At 45.0% G+C, this 24,630-nt stretch carries 23 protein-coding genes, 1 tRNA gene and 1 other RNA gene; 3 read left to right on the forward strand and 22 right to left on the reverse strand.

The window, feature by feature from the left end; genetic code table 11:
• The 7 genes from K1I80_RS11250 to dnaG form a co-directional block, all read right to left on the reverse strand.
• Nucleotides 1–3,389 (reverse strand): accessory Sec-dependent serine-rich glycoprotein adhesin (locus K1I80_RS11250; RefSeq protein WP_223339044.1); only part of this gene is annotated, 3,389 nt, incomplete at its 3' end.
• Between the two features lie 201 nt (nucleotides 3,390–3,590).
• Nucleotides 3,591–3,678: transfer RNA gene (locus K1I80_RS11255), tRNA-Ser, on the reverse strand.
• Nucleotides 3,679–3,716: 38 nt separating this feature from the next.
• Nucleotides 3,717–4,562, reverse strand: coding sequence for a DUF695 domain-containing protein (locus tag K1I80_RS11260; protein WP_223313943.1), 846 nt, complete (start codon nucleotides 4,560–4,562; stop codon nucleotides 3,717–3,719).
• A 166-nt stretch (nucleotides 4,563–4,728) separates the two neighbouring features.
• Nucleotides 4,729–5,077, reverse strand: a transfer-messenger RNA (tmRNA) gene (gene ssrA, locus K1I80_RS11265).
• 81 nt (nucleotides 5,078–5,158) lie between these two features.
• A complete protein-coding gene (locus K1I80_RS11270) occupies nucleotides 5,159–5,497 on the reverse strand; it encodes a metal-sulfur cluster assembly factor (RefSeq protein ID WP_002895943.1) in 339 nt (112 codons plus the stop codon).
• Between the two features lie 126 nt (nucleotides 5,498–5,623).
• Nucleotides 5,624–6,736 (reverse strand): RNA polymerase sigma factor RpoD, encoded by a 1,113-nt coding sequence (gene rpoD, locus K1I80_RS11275; protein ID WP_002897871.1) that lies wholly within the window; start codon nucleotides 6,734–6,736, stop codon nucleotides 5,624–5,626.
• A 2-nt stretch (nucleotides 6,737–6,738) separates the two neighbouring features.
• Nucleotides 6,739–8,523, reverse strand: coding sequence for a DNA primase (dnaG, locus tag K1I80_RS11280; protein WP_317627804.1), 1,785 nt, complete (start codon nucleotides 8,521–8,523; stop codon nucleotides 6,739–6,741).
• Between the two features lie 154 nt (nucleotides 8,524–8,677).
• Here dnaG and mscL point away from each other — a divergent pair, with 154 nt between their 5' ends.
• The gene (gene mscL / locus K1I80_RS11285) at nucleotides 8,678–9,061 is read left to right on the forward strand and encodes a large conductance mechanosensitive channel protein MscL (RefSeq protein WP_002904176.1); all 384 of its coding nucleotides are present in this window, start codon (nucleotides 8,678–8,680) and stop codon (nucleotides 9,059–9,061) included.
• 112 nt (nucleotides 9,062–9,173) lie between these two features.
• Here the strand turns inward: mscL and rpsU are convergent, their stop codons facing one another.
• The 6 genes from rpsU to K1I80_RS11315 form a co-directional block, all read right to left on the reverse strand.
• Nucleotides 9,174–9,350: a 30S ribosomal protein S21 gene (rpsU, locus tag K1I80_RS11290; protein ID WP_000048054.1), complete on the reverse strand. Its 177-nt coding sequence runs from the start codon at nucleotides 9,348–9,350 to the stop codon at nucleotides 9,174–9,176.
• A 147-nt stretch (nucleotides 9,351–9,497) separates the two neighbouring features.
• Nucleotides 9,498–10,181, reverse strand: a complete 684-nt coding sequence (locus tag K1I80_RS11295; RefSeq protein WP_002895949.1) for a DUF4956 domain-containing protein — start codon at nucleotides 10,179–10,181, stop codon at nucleotides 9,498–9,500.
• Between the two features lie 11 nt (nucleotides 10,182–10,192).
• Nucleotides 10,193–10,924 carry a polyphosphate polymerase domain-containing protein gene (locus K1I80_RS11300; RefSeq protein WP_223312506.1) on the reverse strand — a complete coding sequence of 244 codons (732 nt, stop codon included), beginning with the start codon at nucleotides 10,922–10,924 and terminating at the stop codon, nucleotides 10,193–10,195.
• Between the two features lie 377 nt (nucleotides 10,925–11,301).
• Nucleotides 11,302–12,759, reverse strand: coding sequence for a M56 family metallopeptidase (locus K1I80_RS11305; RefSeq protein ID WP_223313945.1), 1,458 nt, complete (start codon nucleotides 12,757–12,759; stop codon nucleotides 11,302–11,304).
• Nucleotides 12,760–12,774: 15 nt separating this feature from the next.
• Complete coding sequence (locus K1I80_RS11310) at nucleotides 12,775–13,152, reverse strand: BlaI/MecI/CopY family transcriptional regulator (protein WP_002895954.1); 378 nt, start codon at nucleotides 13,150–13,152, stop codon at nucleotides 12,775–12,777.
• 113 nt (nucleotides 13,153–13,265) lie between these two features.
• Complete coding sequence (locus tag K1I80_RS11315) at nucleotides 13,266–13,622, reverse strand: DUF1304 domain-containing protein (protein ID WP_223313946.1); 357 nt, start codon at nucleotides 13,620–13,622, stop codon at nucleotides 13,266–13,268.
• Nucleotides 13,623–13,811: 189 nt separating this feature from the next.
• On the opposite strand from K1I80_RS11315, the gene K1I80_RS11320 reads away from it, so the two are divergent.
• Together K1I80_RS11320 and K1I80_RS11325 are read left to right on the forward strand one after the other, a co-directional pair.
• Complete coding sequence (locus K1I80_RS11320; protein ID WP_223313947.1) at nucleotides 13,812–15,128, forward strand: FAD-containing oxidoreductase; 1,317 nt, start codon at nucleotides 13,812–13,814, stop codon at nucleotides 15,126–15,128.
• 111 nt (nucleotides 15,129–15,239) lie between these two features.
• A complete protein-coding gene (locus K1I80_RS11325; RefSeq protein ID WP_223313948.1) occupies nucleotides 15,240–16,208 on the forward strand; it encodes an NAD(P)/FAD-dependent oxidoreductase in 969 nt (322 codons plus the stop codon).
• Nucleotides 16,209–16,241: 33 nt separating this feature from the next.
• Here the strand turns inward: K1I80_RS11325 and whiA are convergent, their stop codons facing one another.
• The 9 genes from whiA to glmM form a co-directional block, all read right to left on the reverse strand.
• A complete protein-coding gene (gene whiA, locus K1I80_RS11330; protein WP_223313949.1) occupies nucleotides 16,242–17,153 on the reverse strand; it encodes a DNA-binding protein WhiA in 912 nt (303 codons plus the stop codon).
• On the reverse strand, nucleotides 17,150–18,127 hold the full coding sequence (locus K1I80_RS11335; protein WP_002912115.1) for a YvcK family protein: 978 nt from the start codon (nucleotides 18,125–18,127) through the stop codon (nucleotides 17,150–17,152). Before K1I80_RS11335 ends, whiA begins: the two co-directional genes overlap by 4 nt.
• Complete coding sequence (rapZ, locus tag K1I80_RS11340; protein ID WP_002921728.1) at nucleotides 18,124–19,014, reverse strand: RNase adapter RapZ; 891 nt, start codon at nucleotides 19,012–19,014, stop codon at nucleotides 18,124–18,126. Before rapZ ends, K1I80_RS11335 begins: the two co-directional genes overlap by 4 nt.
• 56 nt (nucleotides 19,015–19,070) lie before the next feature.
• The gene (locus tag K1I80_RS11345) at nucleotides 19,071–19,451 is read right to left on the reverse strand and encodes a RidA family protein (RefSeq protein WP_002895964.1); all 381 of its coding nucleotides are present in this window, start codon (nucleotides 19,449–19,451) and stop codon (nucleotides 19,071–19,073) included.
• Nucleotides 19,452–19,664: 213 nt separating this feature from the next.
• Nucleotides 19,665–19,826 carry a hypothetical protein gene (locus K1I80_RS11350; RefSeq protein WP_002895966.1) on the reverse strand — a complete coding sequence of 54 codons (162 nt, stop codon included), beginning with the start codon at nucleotides 19,824–19,826 and terminating at the stop codon, nucleotides 19,665–19,667.
• Between the two features lie 11 nt (nucleotides 19,827–19,837).
• Nucleotides 19,838–21,148, reverse strand: coding sequence for a GTPase ObgE (gene obgE, locus K1I80_RS11355; RefSeq protein ID WP_223313950.1), 1,311 nt, complete (start codon nucleotides 21,146–21,148; stop codon nucleotides 19,838–19,840).
• A gap of 50 nt (nucleotides 21,149–21,198) precedes the next feature.
• Complete coding sequence (locus tag K1I80_RS11360; RefSeq protein ID WP_002895969.1) at nucleotides 21,199–21,327, reverse strand: DUF4044 domain-containing protein; 129 nt, start codon at nucleotides 21,325–21,327, stop codon at nucleotides 21,199–21,201.
• Between the two features lie 117 nt (nucleotides 21,328–21,444).
• Nucleotides 21,445–23,184 (reverse strand): Ig-like domain-containing protein, encoded by a 1,740-nt coding sequence (locus tag K1I80_RS11365; protein ID WP_223313951.1) that lies wholly within the window; start codon nucleotides 23,182–23,184, stop codon nucleotides 21,445–21,447.
• Nucleotides 23,185–23,249: 65 nt separating this feature from the next.
• The gene (gene glmM, locus K1I80_RS11370) at nucleotides 23,250–24,602 is read right to left on the reverse strand and encodes a phosphoglucosamine mutase (protein ID WP_223313952.1); all 1,353 of its coding nucleotides are present in this window, start codon (nucleotides 24,600–24,602) and stop codon (nucleotides 23,250–23,252) included.
• Nucleotides 24,603–24,630 lie beyond the last annotated feature (28 nt).

Raw genomic sequence — 24,630 nt, forward strand, 5'->3', positions numbered from 1 at the left:
CGTACCGTACTTGCACTCATAGACGCGCTGGTCGATGCAGACGTACTTGCGCTTACTGACGCACTAGTAGACGCGGACGTACTTGCGCTCACTGATGCACTCGTTGAAGCAGACGTACTTGCGCTTACTGACGCGCTCGTTGAAGCGGACGTGCTGGCAGATACGGACGCGCTCGTTGAAGCGGACGTACTTGCACTTACTGACGCACTTGTCGATGCGGACGTACTTGCGCTCACTGACGCACTTGTCGATGCGGACGTGCTTGCGGAAACTGAAGCACTCGTGGACGCGGACGTACTTGCGCTTACTGAGGCACTCGTGGACGCTGAAGTACTTGCACTCACTGACGCGCTGGTCGATGCTGAAGTGCTTGCGGATACTGACGCACTGGTCGACGCTGAAGTACTTGCACTCACTGACGCGCTCGTTGAGGCAGACGTGCTTGCACTTACCGACGCGCTCGTTGAGGCAGACGTGCTTGCACTTACCGACGCGCTCGTTGAGGCCGATGTGCTTGCGGAAACTGATGCGCTCGTTGAGGCAGACGTACTTGCGGAAACTGATGCACTCGTCGATGCTGACGTACTTGCGCTTACAGATGCACTCGTGGACGCAGACGTACTTGCTGAAACGGACGCACTCGTTGAAGCAGACGCACTTGCACTCACTGACGCACTCGTTGAAGCGGAGGTGCTGGCACTTACGGATGCGCTAGTGGACGCGGACGTACTTGCGGATACGGATGCGCTGGTGGACGCGGAGGTGCTGGCTGAAACTGACGCACTCGTTGACGCAGATGTGCTGGCTGAAACTGATGCGCTCGTGGAGGCTGACGTACTTGCGCTTACGGAGGCGCTAGTGGACGCGGACGTACTTGCGGATACGGATGCGCTGGTGGACGCGGAGGTGCTGGCTGAAACTGACGCACTCGTTGACGCAGATGTGCTGGCTGAAACTGATGCACTCGTTGAAGCGGACGTACTTGCACTCACTGATGCACTGGTGGACGCGGACGTACTTGCGCTGACTGACGCACTTGTCGATGCGGACGTACTTGCAGACACTGACGCACTGGTGGACGCGGACGTACTTGCACTTACGGACGCACTCGTTGAAGCCGAGGTGCTTGCAGATACAGATGCACTTGTGGACGCGGATGTACTTGCACTTACTGACGCACTCGTCGACGCGGACGTACTTGCAGATACTGACGCACTCGTGGAGGCAGACGTGCTGGCTGAAACTGAAGCACTTGTCGATGCGGACGTGCTGGCACTCACTGACGCACTCGTCGATGCGGACGTACTTGCGCTTACTGACGCACTTGTTGATGCAGACGTGCTGGCACTTACTGAGGCACTTGTTGATGCTGAGGTACTTGCACTTACCGATGCGCTGGTGGACGCAGAGGTCTTAATTGACACAGAAGCACTCGTAGACGCGGAACTGCTTGCTGAAGTCGAGGCACTAGCAGAGGCTGACTTACTTTCCGCAATAGATTCGATTGTTGAGGTAGAGGCACTGACGGATGCGGAGGTGCTTGCAGATTTGGAAGTACTTCCTTCTCTTGTATCTACCAACTTACTTCCCTCAACAGTGGCCGTTCTGCTATCTCTGAACGTTATAGTAGCTGTACCATTATTAGACACAGCAATTGCTGTATTAAAGTTACTTCTATAAACATCCTGCTCTCTAAGATTTGGATTACTTCGCTTAATCGCTTCTCTGACCTGATTTTTTTCAGTTTCTGATAATTGATTTGGGTTCTTAACTATTAACGTATTCTCTGGAATATTCGGTTTGTATCGAATAATCAATCTGAACTGGCCATTTACCGATGTCTTTGCAACAGCAGCATTACCCATTTCTGTTTGTGTTGCATTAACGTTCCCTGCCGCATCCGTAGCAGTTATGTAACGAGTATAATCACCAATCGTTGTATCGACTGGAACATTACCAAAAACTCGAACCTTTAACTGATTACCTTCTTGCGCAACTGAATATCTCACCCATTCAGTACCGGTTCCAGGAAGATTACTATACAACCAACGATAAAGTGTCTTATTAAGATCAAAAGCATTGGAATTATCCGTTACTGTCGCAACAAATTCAAAGGACTCACCACGATAAACAGTAATTTCACTAGGGAAATCAACAACTGGTCTTTCCGTATCTCTAAACGGCACATTGGTATCCAGATCTATCTTATCCCAACTTCCTCTAGTCTTACTAGCGACTTCGCTGTATTCAGCAGGAAAATTATTATTTGTAATAGCTTGAGTACTTGTTGCCAATCGCAGGGCAATAGCTGGATTACCTGTAGTCTCTGCCACTCTGGTGACAATTCGTAGTGTTGTAGTCGCTGCTGAACGACTAGTATAGAGGTTCCAAGCGCCAGATGACTGAACAGTCCCAGAATTTGTAGCTTCTCGACCATTAAAAGTAACGCTTGTAGTTTCCTGACCTTCTCCGATAGATACAAGCGCCCCAATATTGCCAGTCTGTGCTTTGTTAGGAGACAAGGTAATAGTCCAAGTCAGCAGACGAGTCTGATCATCAAAGCTTGTAGTGATGTTGTCAATCATATCACCGTTGACTCTATCACGGTTAGTCTCATTAAAATTAGGCTGTGTCACCGCCCGACGGCCCCTTCTCCGTCCTGTCTGGTTAGAAGCCTCTGTTGACTGCTGGCTACTTTCGGATCTAGCACTCTCTGATGTAGAGGTGGTAGATGTCTGACTGGCTGAGACTGACTCTGATGCACTAGCGGACGCACTAGTGCTTGCACTAACCGAATCAGATGTACTTGAAGACACTGAAAGAGACTCAGATACACTTAAGGAATCTGAGACTGCTTGAGATGTGCTGGCACTGATAGAGGCAGAGCTAGACTGTGACATTGACTCTGAAGCTGAGATGCTGGCAGAGATAGATGCACTGACAGAAGCACTGGCACTGGCTGAGGATGTATCTGATACAGACTCTGACTCAGTATGTGAGCTTGCCGTTGCAGTTGCTGCTTCAGTAGCACTGCTTTCTTCTCCTAAAACTGTTTCACCACGTGTCGCTAAAACGTCTGTCGTATCAATGACCTTTTCCAGAGCCTGACCGTCTTCTGCATGAACAGTTGTACTTGTCACAACAGCTCCGCCCAGCACGGCCCCTGTGGCGACAATACCCCTCAAAAAGTCTATGCCGCTCTTTTTATCGGTAACTTGTTCTTCCGTTACCTTGAGCTCGATCGATGAAAGGCCTCCCCCCTTCATTGATCTAAAAAGGCCGAACTGTGATGTCGCAGCACGCAGCCAATGCTTACCCGATTTAATCAGCTTAAAACGAGTCACACGCTCTACTTCGTGGTACTTACCTTTTTGACGTTTAAAAAACATAATTCTCCCTTTAATTTATATCCTTTTTAAAAATCCATTAATCCCATTTTACCACACTATTATATAAAATGAACAATAAATTACTTATTTTTTTTGCTGAAATTGTTTTCAAGCATTTCCAAAAAATATTCATATTAAAGCAACTTTCATCTCCTTCAACAAATAGAAAAAACGCCAAACAGCGTTTCTTGCATCTTATGACGGAAGACATGGGATTCGAACCCACGCACGCTTTTACACGCCTACTGCGTTTCCAACACAGCCTCTTAAGCCTCTTGAGTAATCTTCCACAAAAGAGAAAGTCCAGCTTTCTCAAAACTTTAACCATTATACCACATTACAGCCCCAACCGCCATAGTTTCCGTTAAATTTTTTCACAAATTCAACCAAAGTCCAAACATTCTGGTTCAAATCAAAGATTTCTGTCGTATCCATACGAATCACTTGCAGCTGATATGGTTTGTCCGCATCTTCTATCTTTTCAGCTGATACGAGGCTATAGCCCAGTGCTTCAACTTCCTTTAGGAAACCATCTCGATCTTCCTCAGACGCAAAATAGGCCCAATGGTCAATCTCGCGCTCCTGACTATGGTCATCGCCGTCCTGCTCCAGCTGGTACCAGACCCGCTGGTTGAGAATGGTCTGATACTCGTATTCATTAGGATAGAGAAAATCAAAGTATTGATTCCATTCCTCGTCTTCTAGGGTTGCCGAGTCATAGCGGCGGTCTGGAAAGTCGCGCATCACGTTTGCAATCGGCTCTAGATGGCTTTTCTTGTCTTGCAGATAGTAGTAAAACTCAATATTTCCATCTGTTGTAATCACACCAACATGAATGCCACCGACCTGCCCTAAAGCCTCAGAAAGCCGGTCCTCAATCACATTCAGCTCTTTAAACTCATCACTAGATGGAAAACCTGTCTCCCCATCGTACTGGAGGAGCGTTACCTTGAGCCTCATAGCATAGGCGTATAGAGGATAGGGTGCCTCATCAGCAAGAGCTAGATTCAGACGGATACTAGCCAACTTGTCATCTATATAGGTTGAGAAAGAGCCCCACTCACTCGGAAAAGGATCCTCAGCAGGCACATCAAGCACTGATTCTTCCACCTTTTCTACTTTCTCTTCTTCTTGCTCTCGCTTCTTACCAAACAGATTCTTAAAAAAACTCATATCAAACTTCCCTTAATACTTATGAAATCAACCTACTAGAAATACAAATATTTCCTTTGTCATCACTAACATCATTGTATTACTTTTTCAGATAGAAATCAAGATTTCCTGAACATCGTAAAAGCAAAAAACGCTGATTTCTCAACGTTTTAGAAGGACTTTAAAATAATGGAGCCGGTGGGAGTCGAACCCACGTCCAAACACCTGCTAACACATTTGTCTACAACCATAGGCTATGTATTGATTTAACTTCACCTTGACACATAGCTCAAGCCCAAGTCAAGCGAGTCTATCAATCTCTTGCAAAATCCCTAGACCAGATTTTGCCGTAGCTTGCTCATAATAAGACCTGTCATCAGACACAAGCAATCCGAATCGGGTCACGCTGGCTGGTTTTTAGGCAGCTACAGCGTAAGAATTGTTATTTTTTGCAGTTATATTTAACTGGCGTTTTACATCCGCTAGATGGGTTGCAAAATGTGCCGCATAATGCCTGTCGAATCCGTAACGACCCCAAGACAATAAGAACATTATAACAGAATCTACTAAAGAAAGCAAAAGCCTGCAAACAGCAGGCCAGCACTTACTATCAGTTCTTAACGAATCCCCAAAGCGATCCGAGCATAGCGGCTCATCTTTTCCACCGTCCAAGCTGGGTACCAAACCAACTTAACATCCGTCTTGGTAACCTCTGGAACATCTGACATGGCGTCATAAATCTGGTCAGTCAGAAGATCCGCCAGAGGGCATCCCATGGTTGTCAGGGTCATATCGATTTCCGTTTCTCCATTGGTCTCATCAAAACGGATTTCATAGATTAGACCTAGATTGACAATATCAATCCCCAGCTCTGGGTCAATAACCTGCTCCAAGCTCTCTAAAATACGCGTTTTGATTTTTTCAACTTCTTCAGGGCTGTATTTTTTTTCTGACATGCAATATCCTCCTTATAGATATAGCAGAAATTTCAAGTTAGCTCGAGGGGGCTTTTGCTTTCAGTTAGGATTGCCGACTTTATGCTTCCTACTGAAAAATTTCTGCCCCTTTTTGTTCTTCAGTTCTTAATCTTCAATAAAGTCTCTGAGTGGTTTGCTGCGGCTTGGATGGCGGAGTTTACGCAGAGCCTTGGCTTCAATCTGGCGAATCCGCTCGCGGGTGACATTGAAGACCTTGCCGACATCTTCTAGTGTCCGCATTTTTCCATCGTCCAGACCAAAGCGCAGACGCAAGACGTTTTCCTCGCGGTCTGTCAGCGTATCCAAGACCTCATCCAGCTGCTCACGAAGAACGACACGAGTTGTGTAGTCGACTGGATTTTCAATCACTTCATCTTCGATAAAGTCTCCCAGATGACTGTCGTCTTCTTCACCGATAGGGGTCTCCAGAGAAACCGGCTCCTGAGCAATCTTGAGAATCTCACGAACCTTGTCAGGCGTCATATCCATGCGCTCAGCGATTTGCTCTGGTGTTGGGTCTTGACCCAATTCCTGCAAGAGATTGCGTTGCTCACGGACTAGCTTGTTAATGGTTTCCACCATGTGGACCGGAATCCGAATGGTCCGAGCTTGGTCAGCAATCGCACGGGTAATGGCTTGACGAATCCACCAAGTCGCATAAGTTGAAAACTTAAATCCTTTGGTGTAGTCAAACTTATCAACGGCTTTCATCAGCCCCATGTTTCCTTCTTGAATCAAATCAAGGAACTGCATACCACGGCCAACATAACGCTTAGCAATGGAAACAACCAAACGAAGGTTGGCCTCAGCCAGACGCTGCTTGGCTTCCAAGTCTCCCTGCTCTACCAAGATAGCCAGCTCCTGCTCTTCTTCATTGCTAAGAAGGGGCACAACCCCAATTTCTTTCAGATACATGCGGACTGGATCATTGACCTTAGCTGAATTACTGCCTAGGAGCTCTTCATCCGTCAGTTCCGCTTCTTCCTCTTCGTTATTCAAGACGCGCGCGCTGGGATTTCCTTCCTTATCTGTAATTGAGATGCCCGCATCCTGGATGCGCTGCAGCAAATCCTCAATCCCATCGGCGTCCAAAGTGAAAGGAATGACCAACTGGTCATTGATTTCATCATCTGTCGCAACCCCAGTCTGCTTGTGGTTGCGGATAAATTCTGCAATTTGAACGTCTAATGTTGTTACTTCTTTTTGTTTTGTAGCCATTCCTACTCCATTCTTCTTTTTTGCTCAATCAAGCGCTCCAGCTCGGATAAGGCTGTATCCGTATCTCCGCTGTGAGAGGCTTCTCGAATCTTCTTACTAATAAACTGATTATGCTTGCGCAAAATCTCCCGCTCTCTGGTTTCTTCCACTTCTTTCAACTCATCTTCCAAAACCTCATCAGGCAAGTCTTCTTCTAAAACGCGGTACCAAGCCTGCTGAACATGATCTGGCAGCTGGGACAAATCCTGCGGTGTCACCTCACCATTCGCCAGCAAAATCTCATACAAGACCTGCAAGTCCTCCGAGTCAAAGACAAAGTCTTCTCTCAACCGATATTGGTTCAATATCAAAGGATGGTGCAGCATGCGGTGGAAGATATGATTTTCCGCCCTCATGAGACGATTCAGCCGGTTCGAAGGCGAAAACTGCATAACGACTGGTTGAGACTGCTGAATTGGCGCCTCCTGACTGCGACTAGATCGCTCAGCCAGCCGACTGTTATTTACCGTCTGCTCCACCTGCTGATAGTCAAAGTCCGGCAGCAACTCAGCCAGCATGTAAATATAGGAGTTCTGCGCTGTGATAGACTTGGTCTTCGCAATAATCGGTGCCATCTTCTCTACAAACTCAATCTGAGCCTGCAGATTTTCAATATTATCTGGTTTCAGATGATGCAACAGAAACTCCACATTACTTATTCGCGTTTTGCTCAGCAAACGCTGCAAGTCTTCCTCAGAATTTTTAGCTAGAAATTCATCCGGGTCCAAATTATCCGGAATCCGAACAATTTCCACCGTCATATCTCTCAACTCATCTAAAGCCTTAGCAGTCGCTGCCTGCCCTGCCCTATCTCCATCGTAAGACAGGATAATCTTCTTACAATACTTACTCAGATGCTGAACATGCTCAGGAGTCAGAGCAGTTCCCATAGAAGCTACTGCATTTTCAATCCCGGCCCGATATGCTGCAATCACATCCATGAAGCCTTCCATCAGATAGACCTCATGGCTCTTCTTGATAACCGGCTTGGCCTTATCCAGATGATAGAGCTCGTAGCTTTTATTGAAAATAGCGGTGCTGCGACTATTTTTATACTTGGCCTGATGACCATCTGAAGCCGCCTCTTGCCAAATCCGACCGGAAAAGGCCACAACCTGCCCACTGTCATTGGTCAGGGGAAACATAATCCGGTTTTGAAAAGCATCATAGACCAGATTATTCTCCGCTAGATTGAAGAGGCCTGAGTTCATGATGGTATTCTCATCAAACTTGCCAGCCATACTCTTATGAAGATAATTGCCCTCATTAGGAGCCAGCCCGATTTGAAAATGCTTAAGAACATCATCTGTCAGCCCGCGCTGGTAGAGATAAGCCCGCGCTTCCTCTCCCATCTTGGTCGTCATCAGGACCGCATGGTAAAACTTCGCTGCCTCGGTATGGATATCGTAGAGAGCCTGGTGCGGATGGCTTTGTCTCGGTCGGTCATTGCCCGCTGTCTCTACAGCCAAGGGAATCCCTGCCCGCTCTGCTACAATCTGAACAGCATCCATAAAGGAAACGCCTCGATAATCCTCAATGAATTTGAAGACATCGCCCGACTTGCCGCAGCCAAAACAGTGATAAAACTGCTTGTCCTCTACAACGTTAAAAGAGGGCGTCTTTTCGCCATGAAAGGGACAGAGTCCCAGAAAATTCCGTCCAGCCTTAGTCAAGGCCACCGTTTCTCCTATGACATCGACGATATTGACGCTGTTTTTAATTTCAGAAATGATTTCTTTATCAATCAAGAGACAATACCTCCAATTTATCATAGAATATCATTCTATATTTTATACTAAAATGATGCAAATGTAAAATATTTGACAAGCAAATATCTTGAGGATGTCATATAAATAAGCTATAATATAATCTCATTAATAAATTCTTGAAAGGAAAGAAAGAATGTTAAAGGATCTTAAAGAATTCTTGCTGCGCGGGAACGTGATTGATTTGGCAGTCGGTGTGATCATCGCCAACGCCTTTGGAGCAATCGTCACTTCATTGATTACTGACGTAATCACTCCCCTCTTCCTCAACCCAATTTTGAAAGCTGCAAACTTGGAGCAAATTTCTCAATTGAAATGGAACGGAATTGCTTATGGTAACTTCTTGAGTGCTGTAATTAACTTCTTGGTAATCGGTACTGTTCTTTTCTTCATCGTCAAGTCTGCTGAAAAAGCACAAAGCCTTGCTAAGAAGAAGGAAGAAGTTGAAGAAGCGCCAGCTGGACCAACTGAATTGGAAGTCCTGCAAGAAATCAAAGCTTTGTTGGCTGAGAAAAAATAAAGAGAATTCACTGATGAAAATCAGTGTTTTTTCTTTCCTGTTGCTCATGATCATCCTCTTCTCTCCAAAGAGCGAAAACAAAAAACAGACCGGAGTCTGCTTTTTTGTTCAATTAGAATTTTTTACGTTTACGAGCTGCTTCTGATTTGCGTTTGCGTTTTACAGAAGGTTTTTCATAGAATTCACGTTTGCGTGTTTCTTGAAGAGTACCAGCTTTAGTAACCGCACGTTTGAAACGACGAAGTGCATCATCAAGTGATTCATTCTTGCGTACTACTGTTTTTGACATTTTTTTCACTCCCTTCAAGTCCAAAATCTATATAATCATACCACATATAGAAAAGAGTGTCAAGTATTTTCTGTAAGTATGATGTATCCCCTTTTTATGATACAAACAAGAAGACCAACTGCTCTGCTGCAGCTGGTCTTCTTTTGCTTAGAGGGTTTTACGCTTCTTAGCGGCTTTGGAAAGGGAAATATCCTGTACCTTATCATAGAACAGGAACTGCTGAATAAGCTCCCTGTCGCTCATGTCAGGATTCAAGTCAACAACATAGTCCAACTTGATAGACTTCTTTTCAGCCGACTTGAGAGATGTCAGTTCGGCTGACTTACAAGTCGTTTCAAAGATAGCATCAAAGAGTACTTCGTAGTCAAAGTCAGCTGGAACCTGAACCTGAACATAACGTCTGGTCGGACTGACTGAAGTAAAGCTCATCTTTTCAAAGAGCATCCAGATGCCTGAAATAGCTAGAGTAAAGACAATTCCCAGTGCTACAAAGCCCATCCCTGTTGTAATCCCGATAGCTGTCGCCATAAAGATGGCTAGGAGCTCCTTGGAGCCACCTGCAGCCGACCGGAAGCGAATCAAACTGAAAGTTCCCGCTACGGCGACACTGGTACCCAGATTTCCATTAACCAAGAAGATGATAATGGAAATAATGGCTGGCAAAAGGGAGAGGGTGACGACAAATTCCTTGGTATAAATGGTTTGGCGCTTATAGACCTTGGCCAAGATAATTCCTAAAACCACACTAGTTGCTAGTGAAAAAATCAATGCTAAAGGATTTATCTTGACTTCCGTAGAGGAGTAGATACTGTTAAATAACTGATTGAGCATAGACTACCTCCTTAGGCCTTGACTGTTTGAGTCAGCCTTTCTTTAGTTTTCAGGTAGGCATTGCCGTATTTTGAGAAGGACTGGTCTTCAAGACCGTATTTGTTCAGAATATCAGCCAACCACTGAGGATATTGACCAGGAACCTTGATTTCCATAATTACCTTGTCGTTATCCAGCAAGGGCAGTCCATAGCGGCCTAAAGCCAAGTCTACATCATAATCACGGTAGCGGATGTTGGAATCAACTGTCACACGGACTTTTTTATCTTCCAAGCCTCTCATAGAGTAGCGATCATAGCTAATCACCATTTTTGGCTTCAAGTCTATATAGCGCTCCTGTAACTGCTCCACTTCTGCCTTGACCCGATCATCAGAAATAGTATGGTCTGCCACACCGTTCACAATATAGTTGGTCACAGAGAGAGGATTCGAAACCAAACGGTATTTGAAACCTACTTCATCCCGTTTCTTCTTGATTTCCAAGAAAACTTGACTATCATCATTTGGCTGCTCAGCATAAGTCCGCATCCGCATTTTTTCGCGACCACCTTTTCTAGCAATGGAATCCTGAATCATCTGGAACTCATCATTATCAAAATACACATTGGAAATGGTTGATGTCGCATAATCATCTGCGGTGAGGTGAGGCCTCATGTCAGCTTCAAGACGAGCTAGCATTGCTCGGTCAAGAATATACTTCGTTTCGATTCGTTGGAAGTTGGTTTGGATTTGTTTTTGTTTCATTTGAATTCTCCTTTGATTCTACAAATGTAGTTTGTGCTTTTAAAAGAAATAGAGCTTCCGCTCTGCATCCTACAAGCGTCTGGATAAGCTTTGCTTTCTTCTCCTTTCCAAGCAGTATTTTTTAAAAACATTCTACAAATGTAGTTTATAAGTATATTCTACAATTGTCGTTTGTGAATGTCAAGAAAAAAGATAAATAATCTTTCAGTTTTTTTAGCATTAGGAAACGAAGTACAAACTGTAAGCAAAATCGTCCTAAAATAAAGATAAACTGATGACTAACTGCTCTTGGAGGATTTCTAAATCCCCTTTTGAGAAGATAATAAAATTCTACCAGTCTAAGCTTTTAAGAAACTTAAACTGGCAGAATCCTTTATTTAATCGTCATCATGGTCATCATCATCGTCCGGATCATCGGTGTCTGTCGTATGAGAGGAACTGTTCTGAGTCGGAGTTTGAACAGTCGCTGTACTAGCTCCAGTAGAGCCCGCTGCTCCCGTATTTCCTGCACCTGCAGTAGAGCTGTTATCAGCTGGAGTTGATGCAGCAGACGAGGATGGACTGACTTCTTTTTCAACCGTTACCGTCTTTTCGACAATGGTATACTGCTTGGATTGAATTAGTTTTCCATCCTTAGCATTGACAATGGTTTCATGGGCTGTTTGCCCGTGCGAGAAGCGGATTTTATAGGTGTCTTTCTCACGCGAAATTTGTAAATCTTTAATATCATTTTCAGAAAGAGACAGCTCTTTTAAGACGGATGCTAGTGCCTGACGCTGACTGAGCCCTTGAGACTGTTTTTGTCCCGTCACAGGCTTGCTTTGTTGAGCTTCTGGGCTTTCTAAGGCAAAGACCGAGCTAGTCAAGAGCAAAAGGAGAGGGACTGCTACTACAAAGGCAGCAGACAGAAACCTCTTAGGCAGGCGGTTATCCATGATACCGACAATCCGCCGCTTGAGATTAAACTTGTCAGAGTAAAAGCAGGTCGTCAGAGCAATTGGGGTCTTCTTACTGCGGTCTATCATGGTCAAAATCGTTTCACCGTAGAAAGTCCGATACTCTGTATCTCTACTGCTCAGAACATCATAGTCACAGTACATTTCTCCTGCTTCCTGAGTTTCACGGCAGGCAAAGCGGACAACCGGGTTAAACCAATGAAGACTCTTAGCAAAAATTCCCAAAAGATTAACTAAAACATCGCGGTGCTTATAGTGAGTCAGCTCATGCTTGAAAATCAGCTGCAGCTCTTCTTCTGTGTAGTCCAACTCTGGCAGCACGATTAAAATATCTCTGAAACCTAGCAGCATAGGACTTTGGGACATAGGATAGTGGAGCAGACGAATCCGGCCCTTAACTCCCATCTCCTGCTGAACAGCCCGTAGCTGAGCCATCGCTTCTTCGTCCTGAAACACCGTGCCCCAGCGCTTCAGCATCTTTCTGAAGCGAATATAAGAATAAGCGTATCTTCCTATACTAAAGACAAAGCCAATCAGCCAGATGGCAAAAAGAATTTCAAACCAAGGTAAGCCCAGAAAAGCCTCCCACAGATTTGGCTGGGCAGCTTTTTCAACTGCTGGAGAAGCGCCCTGAGCACCACCTGTCTGGGTAGCAGTCACTGCTGTCTGAACTACCGATCCTGTATTCAGCCGAATCAAGCCTGAGCCAAATTGGGGACGGAACGGAAACAGAAAACTCAGCAATATCAGAAACCAAATAAAATACTTCACTCTGACCGAAATCTTAGTCTTAAAGGCCGTAAAAAGCAGACTAAGCAAAAGCACCAAAATGGATGTCGACAAACTGGTCAGAAGAAAAGAAAGAAGGAACTGTTTCATGCTTATCCCTCCATCCTACTTTCCTTGGTTGAGCAAACTGCGCAGCTCATCCAATTCATTTTCCGAAAAGGAGTTAGAAGAAAAGAGTGTTTTGACAAACCCGCCCATTGAACGGCCGCTGTGACGCTTCAAGAAATCCGAAGCCTCAACTTCCAGATACTCATCTTCTGAGATCAAGGCTGTATACTGCCTTTCACGCCCCTTGCGGACACTTTCTAAAAAGCCCTTTTCAGTCAAGCGAGCCAAAACTGTCAGCAAAGTCTGGGGCTTCCAGTGATTGTCTGGTCCCAGCTTTTCCATGATACGGGCAGAGGTCGTCGGGGTAGGCAGCTGCCAAATTACTTTTAAAATAGTAAATTCCCCGTCTGGCAAACGTTTAATAGATCTTTTCATCGTTCCCACGCGCTTTCTAAATAATGCTATTCTATTTTTATTCTACACTTGTCTAACAAAAAAGTCAATCATTATATAAAAAAAGAGCGGGAAATCAATTTTCCGCACTCTATTTAGAAAAATAAACTAAGTAGGGTCAGCATAGCCAGTCCTCCCTGCTTGAACAGGATTTTCGGGTCACTGGTCACTGCACCGTATGCTGCCACCAAGATGATATAAACCATAAAAATTCCCAGCCAAAGCGGACTAGACTGCACAAAGGCCGCAATCAGCACTAAAACAGCTATCAATCCGTTGTAAACTCCTTGGTTTTTGAAAAGTGTATTGACCGACTGCTGCTCCAACTCCTCTTGTGACATACCGAAAACCCGAGCTGTTGCTGCAGAAGTCGTCGCAATGGTCTCCAAGTACAGGATGTAGAAAAATTCCAAGGCAACCAAGCTTGCCAAAATCAGTGTAATAATAGACATTTTACCCTCCTAAAATAAATAACGAAACTTAGTATAACACAGACTGACTGGAACTGCGAAAATCATGCTCAAAAATGGACATTATGTATAAAATCAAACACTAAAAATACTGAAGAAAAAAAGCGTAGCAGAAATCAGCAATTTCTGACTAGATGTGATACAATCTTTTTTGAAAAATGGAGGTAAATTATGTTAACCTATGATTTAATTGTCATCGGCTTTGGGAAGGCCGGTAAAACATTGGCAGCCAAAATGGCGGCCCAAGGAAAAAAAGTTGCTTTGATTGAGCGAAGCAAGGCTATGTACGGGGGAACCTGCATTAATATCGCCTGCATCCCAACCAAAACCCTGCTTGTCGCTGCTGAAAAAGGCCTGGCTTTCGATCAAGTCATGGCTGAAAAGAACGCTGTAACCAGCCGTCTCAACGGGAAGAACTACGCAGCAATCAGTGGCGCTAGTGTCGACATCATTGATGCGGAAGCTCATTTTCTTTCAAATAAGATCATCGAAATCACAGCTGGCGATGAGAAAGAGGAACTGACTGCTGAAACTATTGTCATCAATACTGGTGCTGTTTCCAACGTCCTGCCAATTCCAGGACTGACTGAAACCGAGCACGTATATGACTCAACTGGCATCCAAAATCTGGAAGAACTTCCTAAACGCTTGGGAGTTCTGGGCGGCGGTAACATCGGCCTAGAATTCGCTGGACTCTACAACAAATTGGGCAGTCAGGTGACTGTGCTGGATGCTGCTCCTGTCTTTCTCCCTCGAGTTGAGCCTTCTATCGCTGCTCTAGCTAAGCAATACATGGAAGAAGACGGAATCCAACTCTTACAAAATGTACGTACCACACAGGTCAAAAATGATGGTGACGAAGTTGTAGTTGTGACAGAATCTGGAGAATTCCGCTTTGATGCCCTACTCTATGCTACTGGCCGCAAGCCTAATGTTGAGCCACTGCAGTTGGAAAATACAGATATCGAGCTGACAGAGCGCGGAGCGATTAAGGTCGATAAGCACTTGGAAACATCTGTACCTGGTGTATTTGCAGCGGGCGATGTCAATGGCGGTCTGCAGTTTACTTATATCTCATTGGATGACTTCCGTATCCTTTATAGCTATCTGGCTGGCGATGGCAGCTACACACTGGAAGACCGTAAAAACGTCCCTACCAGCATGTTCATCACACCACCTTTGGCTCAAATCGGATTGACTGAAAAGGAAGCCAAAGAGCAAGGCCTGCCGATTGCAGTTAAGGAGATTCCAGTCGCAGCAATGCCTCGCGGACATGTCAATGCTGACTTGCGAGGTGCTTTCAAGGCTGTTGTCAACACTGAAACCAAGGAAATCGTCGGAGCGACAATCTTCTCAGCAGGGGCTCAGGAAATTATCAATATCCTGACTGTAGCTATGGATAATAAGATTCCTTACACCTACTTGAGCAAGCAAATCTTCACCCACCCAACGTTGGCTGAAAACCTCAATGATTTATTTGCTATCTAATTTTAAGCCCCAACAGGGGCTTTTAAGCTGGCTTCAAAACATTTGCTTACATTTCAACCCCTTTTTGTGGTACAATAATGCTAGTTTATTTTAAAAAGATTGAGGAAGATTATGTCTGAACTGTATGATATTACGATTGTCGGTGGCGGTCCAGTTGGCCTATTCGCAGCTTTTTACGCTCATCTACGCCAAGCTAAGGTTAAAATCATTGATTCCCTGCCTCAGCTGGGTGGTCAGCCAGCCATTCTCTATCCAGAGAAGAAGATTCTGGATGTGCCGGGCTTTACCAATCTAAGTGGCGAAGAACTGACACAGCGTCTGATTGAGCAGCTGGAAACATTCCAGACTGAGATTTGCCTCAATGAAACGGTGCTGGATATCGTCAAATCTGATGATGGCTTCACCATCACAACCTCTAAAGCCCAGCATCAGACCAAAACCATTATCATTGCCATGGGAGGCGGCGCCTTCAAACCGAGAGCTTTGGAGCTAGATGATGCTGAAAGCTACAGCAACCTTCACTATCACGTTTCAAACATCAGCCAGTACGCAGGCAAAAAGGTTGTTGTTCTGGGAGGTGGCGACTCGGCTGTTGACTGGGCGCTAGCTTTTGAAAAGATTGCAGAAACTAGTCTGGTTCATCGTCGGGATAACTTCCGGGCTTTGGAGCATAGCGTGGAAGAACTCAAGGCTTCCAGTGTTGAGATTAAGACACCATTTATACCGAGCCGATTGGTTGGTGAAAATGGCACGATTACTCACTTGGAAATCAGCCAAGTCAAGGGAGAGGAAAGTCAGCTTCTGCCTCTGGAACACCTCTTTGTCAACTACGGTTTTAAATCCTCTGTCGGCAATCTCAAAGATTGGGGCTTGGAACTCAACCGTCACAAGATTTTAGTCAACAGCAAGCAAGAAACTTCCGTGCCAGGTATCTATGCAGCTGGGGACTGCTGCAGCTACGAGGGTAAGATTGACCTGATTGCGACTGGGCTAGGCGAGGCACCTACTGCTGTCAACAATGCCATTAACCATATCTATCCTGAGCAAAAAGTCCAACCCAAACATTCTACAAGCCTATAAAAAAACAGCTGCCGAGCTCAAGCTCAGCAGCTTTTATAATTCATCTGCGATTTTATTGATTTTTCTCAAGCGATGATTGACACCGCTCTTAGTCAGTGGCTGTCTCAGACTATCAGCTAGCTGCTGGATGGAGTAGTCTGGATGTTGGATACGAAGCTGGGCTACCTCCTGCAGGTCTACAGGTAAACTCTCAATGCCGATATTATCGCTGATTTTGGCAATATTGTTGATGGTTTTCATACTGGCTGTGACCGTACGAGCGATGTTCGCTGTCTCCGCATTATTAGCGCGATTGAGGTCATTGCGCGCTTCCCGCATGAGCTTAAGAGATTCAAACTCAGCCATGGCTTCCATAGCCCCGATGACAATGAGAAAGTCCATGATGTCCTCAGCTCTCTGCAGATAAGTAACAGCCCCCTTCTTACGCTCGATGGTCTTGGCATCCAGCAGAAAACGGCGCATTAAGGCAGCCAAGTCCTCAGCATGATCCAGATAAACGGACAGAATTTCCAGCTGGTACTTGCCTGAGTCTGGCTCTCGCATGCTGCCATTTGAGAGAAAGGCTCCCCGAAGGTAGGCTCGGCTGGCTTCGTCATCTGACAAAATGGCCTGGTCAATCCCTGCCTCGATACCAAAAAAGGAGTCAGCCAAGTGCAGGTCAGAAAGGATTTCTTCCACTTTCTGATCCAGAAATACTGTATAAACACGGTTCTTGCGCAGATTGGTCTTCTGATGGTGGCGGATTTCTGACTTGACCTGATAAAGGTCAGATAGCAACTCATAGAGATGGCGGGCAATTTTGGCATTTTCTGTTGTGACAGACAGGGTCAAACCACTGCTGGCTAGGCCCAGACTGCCAGACATCTTGATCATGGCTGACAGCTCATTTTTATCTCTGTTAGCCAGACTCAGCAGTTCTTCTTTTACTTTTACTGTAAAGCTCATTTGCGTACCTGTATAATCTGCATCAATTCGTCAACAACCAACTCACCATCATGGAAAGCTCCGCCATTTTCCAAACGCAGAAAATTCGAAGAAATAACGCGCGGAACCTGCTCTTGTAAGCCTTGAAAATCATGCTCCACCTGTACCAGATATTCGTCAAACTGGTTGCTGTCCATGTACTCGTGAGGAACAGGTTCGATATTAACCAAGACTGTATCTACAAAATTCCTGCCTAGATGACGGTGCAACACTTGGACATGATCACTGTCTGAAAAGTGCTCTGTTTCGCCACGCTGGGTCATGATATTGCAGACATAGGCCACTTCTGCCTTGGTGTCTAGAAGAGCTTGACCGATTTCCTCGATAACGAGATTAGGCAAGATAGAGGTAAATAGCGAACCCGGCCCCAGAACCACCATATCGCTTTCCAGGATACTTTCAACCACCTTTTTGCTAGCAGCAGGCTTATTGTCATCATAGGTATTGGTCACATAGACCCGCTCAATCATTCCGCTCTTACTGGTCAGATTGCTTTCACCGACAACTTCCGTCCCATCTGCAAACACAGCATGCAGAGTTAGGGGAGTGTCGCTAGAAGGGTAAATTTTTCCTGTCGTATGGAAAAACTTGGTCAAAAGCTGCATGGCATTATAGGTTGAGCCCTGCATTTCGGAAATACCGGCAATAATCAGATTGCCCAAGGGATGCCCCGCTAGAACGCCATCTCCTTCCGCAAAGCGATACTGGAAGACCTTCTCATAAAACTTTGGCATGTCGGACATAGCTACCAGGACATTTCGCAGGTCACCTGGCGGAGTTAGCTGCTGGATGTTTTTTCGCAGCTCACCAGAACTGCCGCCATCATCTGCTACTGTGACAATGGCTGTGATCTCTACGTCCTTTTTACGCAGGCTGTCTAAAATAACTGAAATTCCTGTTCCACCGCCAATGACTGTAATTCGTGGCTTTCTCATGAGCGGTTCACCGTTTCTTTCCGACGGTTTTTGTCGCGGTGACTAGCATTGACCGGCCAATTTTTAGCCAAATCATCTGCTAAGCGCTGAGCAAAGGCTACACTGCGGTGCTGACCACCTGTACAGCCAACAGCAATCGTCAGGATAGACTTTCCTTCCTTCTGATATCCCGGCAAAATAGGCTCAATCAAGCCTAGCAAGTTCTTGTAAAATTCTTCTGACTCGGCATGGTTCATGACATAATCAAAGACATCCTTGTCCAAGCCAGTTTGATTGCGCAGCTCAGGTTTATAGTAGGGATTAGGCAAAAAGCGTACATCAAAGACCAAGTCTGCATCCAAAGGCAGACCGTATTTGAAACCAAAACTCATGACCTCAATACGGAAACTGTGCATGTCAGCCTGATTTGAAAATTGCTCAGAGATGGTCTTTCTGAGCTCCCGTGGTGTCAAATCTGTTGTGTCCACAACATTTTGGCTGAGATTCTTCAGAGGGGCTAAAAGTTCGCGCTCCAGTTTAATCCCATCTAAAATCCTTCCATCAGCTGCCAACGGATGACTGCGACGCGTTTCCTTGTAACGAGCTACTAACTCCTTATCCGCCGCATCTAGGAAAAGAATCTTGAAATCAATGTTCTCATTCTGCTCTAATTCATCCAAAACGTTCTGGATTTGCAAAAAGAAGGAACGGCTGCGCATATCAACAACCAGAGCCAATTTATCATTGTCAGTAGTCCCTTCGACCAGCTGCAAGAACTTCGGCACCAGAGTTGGCGGCATGTTATCAATGGTAAAATAACCTAAGTCTTCAAAGGACTGGATGGCAACGGTTTTCCCCGCCCCGCTCATTCCAGTCACAATGACAAGCTGAATTTTCTTCTCAGACATAATAATCCTTTCATCAGATAGAATCTGTCAAAGAGTGGTTTTCCCCCGCTCTTTTTTTAGAGAATCTCGGCAATAACCTCGATCTCAATCTTCACATCCTTAGGCAGACGAGCCACTTCGACTGCTGAACGAGCTGGAAAGGCTTCTGTAAAGGCTGTTTTGTAAACTTCATTAAAGGCCACAAAATCATTGATATCGCTCAAGAAGCAAGTAGCCTTGACCACATGGTCAAAGTCTGTTCCAGCGGCTTCCAAAATAGCTGAAACATTTTTCAGCACCTGCTGGGTCTGCTCTTCAATAGTCGTCCCAATGATTTCTCCAGTTTCAGGAGACAGAGGAATCTGCCCGCTCGCGAACAAAAGATTGCCGACAATTTTTCCTTGAACATAAGGTCCAATCGCTGCTGGTGCTTTATCTGTATGAATCGTTTTTGCCATAATTATCACTTCTCCTACTTATTTTTTTCATTATACCATAAAATAGCAAGCAATGGCCACGACAGACTGATAAGCCTTGACTTTTTCCATTTTTTCATTAATGAGGTCCTTAGAAGCTAAAAGGAAATCGACTTACCTATCAGAACCCATTTTTTAAGATTTAAAAACGCTGAGAAATTTTTCCCAGCGTTTATAGTTTCAAAATCAGAAGTCTTATTCCTCTTCTGCTTTCGCTAATGCTTCTCTTTCCAGACGCAGCTTGCGTTTGGGGTTGAGTTTATTAAAGAGCTCTTCTAGTTTTTCTGCATTCCAGACGTCGGCTGCAGAGACAAAATTTCCATTTTCATCGCGGAAGGATATTGGTTTATCACCCATTGCAAGCCTCCTTAGTCAACGAATTCAAACTCAAACTTGCCGATGCGAACCAAATCCCCATCCTTGGCTCCACGAGCACGAAGAGCTTCATCAACTCCCATACCACGTAGCTGACGAGCAAATTTCATGACTGCCTCATCACGGTCTAAGTTGGTCATATTAAAGAGTTTCTCAAGCTTATCACCTGACAGCACCCAAGTCGCATCATCATCACGAGAAATTTCAAAGGCTGGCGCTTCTTCGTCAAAGCCGTAGTAAGCTTCTTCTTCCATTTCAGACTCATCGTAAAGCAAGAACTCTGGCGTCTTATCCAGTAATTCTGCGGTCGCATCCAAGAGGGTCGCAAGTCCCTGCTTAGTAAGACTGGAAATGGGGAAGATTTGCGGTAGGTCAGCAAACTCATCATAATTAGCTGCCAATTTCTCTTTAAATTCCTTGAGATTTTCAGCGCTATCTGGCATATCCATCTTGTTAGCAACAATAATCTGCGGACGCTCCATGAGACGAAGATTGTAGGATTCCAACTCTTTATTAATAGCTAGATAGTCCTCATAAGGGTCACGTCCCTCACTGGCTGACATATCAATAACATGCAGGATAACCCGTGTCCGCTCAATATGACGGAGAAACTGAGTTCCCAGTCCGACACCTTGGCTGGCACCTTCGATCAAACCTGGCAAATCCGCCACCGCAAAGGACTCTCCAGAGTGAGTGCGAACCATTCCTAGATTGGGCACGATGGTCGTAAAATGATAAGCACCAATCTTAGGCTTAGCTGCTGTGATGACACTAAGCAAAGTGGATTTCCCGACAGAAGGGAAGCCGACAAGACCAACGTCTGCTAGTACCTTGAGCTCCAGCAGAAGCTCACGCTCTTGACCCGGTTCTCCATTCTCAGAAATCTCTGGAGCAGGATTTTTAGGCGTTGCAAAGCGGATATTTCCACGACCGCCTCGGCCACCGCGCGCTACGATAAATTCTTGGCCATTTTCTACCAGGTCCGTCAGCACCTTGCCAGTCTCTGCATCACGAACTGTCGTCCCCTGCGGCACTCGAACAATCAAGTCCTCAGCACCACGGCCATGCATGCCCTTAGTCATGCCCTTTTCACCAGACTGAGCCTTGAAATGGCGATTGTAGCGAAAATCCATCAGGGTACGAAGACCCTCGTCTACGACAAAAACAACATTGCCGCCACGACCACCATCACCGCCCCAAGGACCGCCGTTAGGAACATATTTTTCACGGCGAAAGGCCACCATGCCATCGCCACCATTGCCAGCCTTAACTTGAATCTTGGCTGTATCTAAAAACATACTCATTTTTTCTATTCTCTTTTTCTAGTCTAAAAAAACGCCCTGAAGCGTTTGGATTAAAAGATTGCACTGAGAGCGGAAGCAAAGATAGCTCCAACTGTCACGATGAGCATGATAATCACGACCAGCATCGTCAATTTTTCAAATCCTGTTTTTTTGCGTTGTCCGTTATCTCCAAAAGCCACGATAACACCTCTATCCTTTAAAAATTACTAGGTCTATTCTAACACGATTGCTCAGTTTTTTCAAATGGAAAACCATGCAAAAAGGCTTTAAGAGAAAACTCTTAAAACCTTTGAATTTTATCTAATCTTTTTTTGAAGAAAGACATAGCTTCCAAAGCCAACTAAGATTGCCAAACCTGCAACTGACAGCCAAAGTGTTGTTTCTTGACCAGTCTTAGGCAGAACTTTTTTGTTGCCTCCTGCAGCACCCGGATCGTTGGTACCATTGTTTGAATTGTTATTTCCATTCCCTGGATTGTCTGTTCCACCCTTTGGATTGTCGGAACTGTTACCAGGGGTATTGTTACCATTGCCTGGAGTGTTATTTGGATTATTGTTTGGATTATTATTTGGGTTGTTGTTTGGATTGTTGTTATTGCCAGGAGTTGGCGGCTGAACTGACTTACCTGGATCATTACCTCTATAAGTATTTGTAAAGACTGGATCCAAGTCATACTTGACAGAGCCTAAAAGCTCACCATTAACATCTGTTACAGTAACTGTCAGCTGTGCTTCCTTGTCATCATAAACATAGTTAGGATCGTTTCCTGGGATTTCCTTAATGCTGTAGCGGTAAGTACCAGCAGCACTGTAGTTCAAGGCCTTGAAGTTAATAGAGCCGTCTGCTTCATTGGTAACTGTTTGAAGCAAGTTACCACTTTCGTCAAAGAGACCAAAAGTAAATTGACCTTTTTCTAACTCTTTATTAACAAGCTTCTTCTGAGCCTTAATCATTACGTCTTTTGCCAACAGAGCGCTTCCTTTACCAGAACCATCTTCTAAGCGAACGGACTTAGTAATTGTACGCTCTGGGAAGCCTTTAGCTGTCCAAGACAAGGTGTTGTTAACCACATCACCTACTTGAACACCATCTGGTACGCGAGTAGAGTACTCGATGTACATTGGCCAGTTGTAGTTATCACCAAAGTTGATGGTAAAGCCATTGGCATCACCATTAGCATTTTGCGTAAGAACCGCCTTGTTAGTGAAGTTATCCAAAACAGGCAGAGTCAGCAAGTGCGCTTCATTGCGGATACCACCTTCTACAGGAGCATAACGAACTGCGCGCAGTGTACCTGGTACCAATGTCAGACCATCGCCAAAGTTGTCTGAAATCACCATGTTACGAAGCATGTCCTGTCTTGCATTCAGGATAATGCGCCACTTGACAATCTTTGGATCGCTACTGTCTTGGTAACCATATTTCATTTCATATTCACCAGCAGTTCCTTCTACCTTTTGGTATTGGAAAGAAAAATCTGTCTGGCCAAATTTGAAGGAAACTGGCCCTGAATTTTGCACCTTGTCGTTATTAACTCGTACATTAAAAGTCAGGGACATTTCTTTTTGTTCGGTGTAGTTAGTAAAGTAATTACTAAACGTTACCGTAACCGTCTGAGTCGCTGGATTCGCTTGAGCTTTTCCGACTACTTCTCCCTTGTGATTGACAACATCAGATACTTGGAAGTTTAAGGGAGTAATCAGGGTTAATTCCTGCGGCAGTGAGAAAGTAAGGGTGTCCCCTTCAGCGATAGTTTGAGATGACGGGAATGTGAAACTAGTTGTTGCAGACAAAGTTTCATTGGTCATAACCGTTGAATCACTTGTTAATGGCACACCATTTTTAGTGATACTGGTTTGTTGAGTATAGTCTGTTACCTCAGCAGCCTGAGTCCTAGCAGCAAAACCAATACCTGTAACAATAGCCGTTAACAAGATTAAAATTTTAAGAATGATTGTCTTCTTATCTTTCATCTTATACTCCTTTCGTAGCTTATTATACCAAGAGTATTGCAATTTATCAACATTTTTATTCAAAGTGTTTAAAAATTCATACGAATATAAAAAAACCAAGACATTATGTCTCAGTTTCTTTACATTTATTAGTCTATCCCAATTTCATCTCGAACAACATTGGCAATGGTATCTACATAGTAATTCACTTCTTCGTCAGTTGGTGCTTCTGCCATGACCCTCAGCAGAGGCTCTGTTCCGCTCGGACGAACCAAAATCCGGCCATTGCCAGCCATTTCAGCTTCCATTTTCTCAATGACAGTCTTAATAGCTGGAACTTCCATCGCCTTATCCTTCATGCTGTTTTCCACACGGATATTGACTAGTTTCTGCGGATAGATGGTTACTTCAGCAGCTAATTCGGATAGTTTCTTGCCTGTTTCCTGCATGACCTTGGTCAATTGCACAGCTGAAAGCTGGCCATCACCTGTCGTATTGTAGTCCATGATGATCACATGTCCAGACTGCTCGCCACCTAGATTATATCCATTCTTGCGCATTTCCTCTACTACATAGCGGTCACCGACTGCTGTCACAGCCTTTTGAATACCTTCACGCTCCAAAGCCTTATGGAAGCCAAGATTGGACATGACGGTCGTAACAATGGTATTCTGCGCCAGCTCGCCTTTCTCAGACAGGTACTTACCGATGATGTACATAATCTTGTCACCATCTACTAGCTCACCATTTTCATCCACGGCAATGAGGCGGTCGCTATCTCCATCAAAGGCCAGACCAATCGCTGCACCAGACTCACGAACAACTTCCTGCAAAGCTTCTGGATGCGTAGACCCGACATTCAGATTGATATTGAGGCCGTCTGGATTTTCTCCGATAATGGTCAACTGTGCGCCTAGATCCGCAAAAATCTGACGGGCACTGGTTGAAGCTGCACCGTTGGCCGTATCTAAAGCTACATGCATTCCTTCTAGTTCTAAGCCAGTTGAAACCAAGTATTGTTGGTACTTGCGCAGTCCTTCTGGATAATCCACCAAGTCACCCAGTCCTTCTGCACTTGGACGTGGCAAGGTATCTTCTGCTGCGTCCAGCAAAGCTTCGATTTCCAACTCACGCTCGTCGTCCAGCTTATAGCCGTCACCGCCAAAGAATTTGATACCATTATCTAATGCTGGATTGTGGCTAGCAGAAATCATGACTCCGGCGCTGGCTTTCTCTGACTTGACCAGATAAGCTACACCCGGTGTTGCAATGACACCCAATTTATAGACATGAATCCCAACGGACAAAAGTCCTGCAACCAAGGCGCTTTCCAGCATTTCTCCTGAAATTCGAGTATCCCGGCCAACAAAGACCCGAGGAACTTCACTTTCGTGCTGACTCAGAACATAACCACCAAAGCGGCCGAGTTTAAAGGCCAATTCCGGCGTTAATTCCACATTTGCTTCTCCGCGAACACCATCGGTTCCAAAGTATTTACCCATTATAAATAGTTTCCTTTCATAAGACCTG

Source organism: Streptococcus sanguinis (assembly GCF_019929225.1).
GTDB classification, from domain to species: Bacteria; Bacillota; Bacilli; order Lactobacillales; family Streptococcaceae; genus Streptococcus; species Streptococcus sanguinis_J.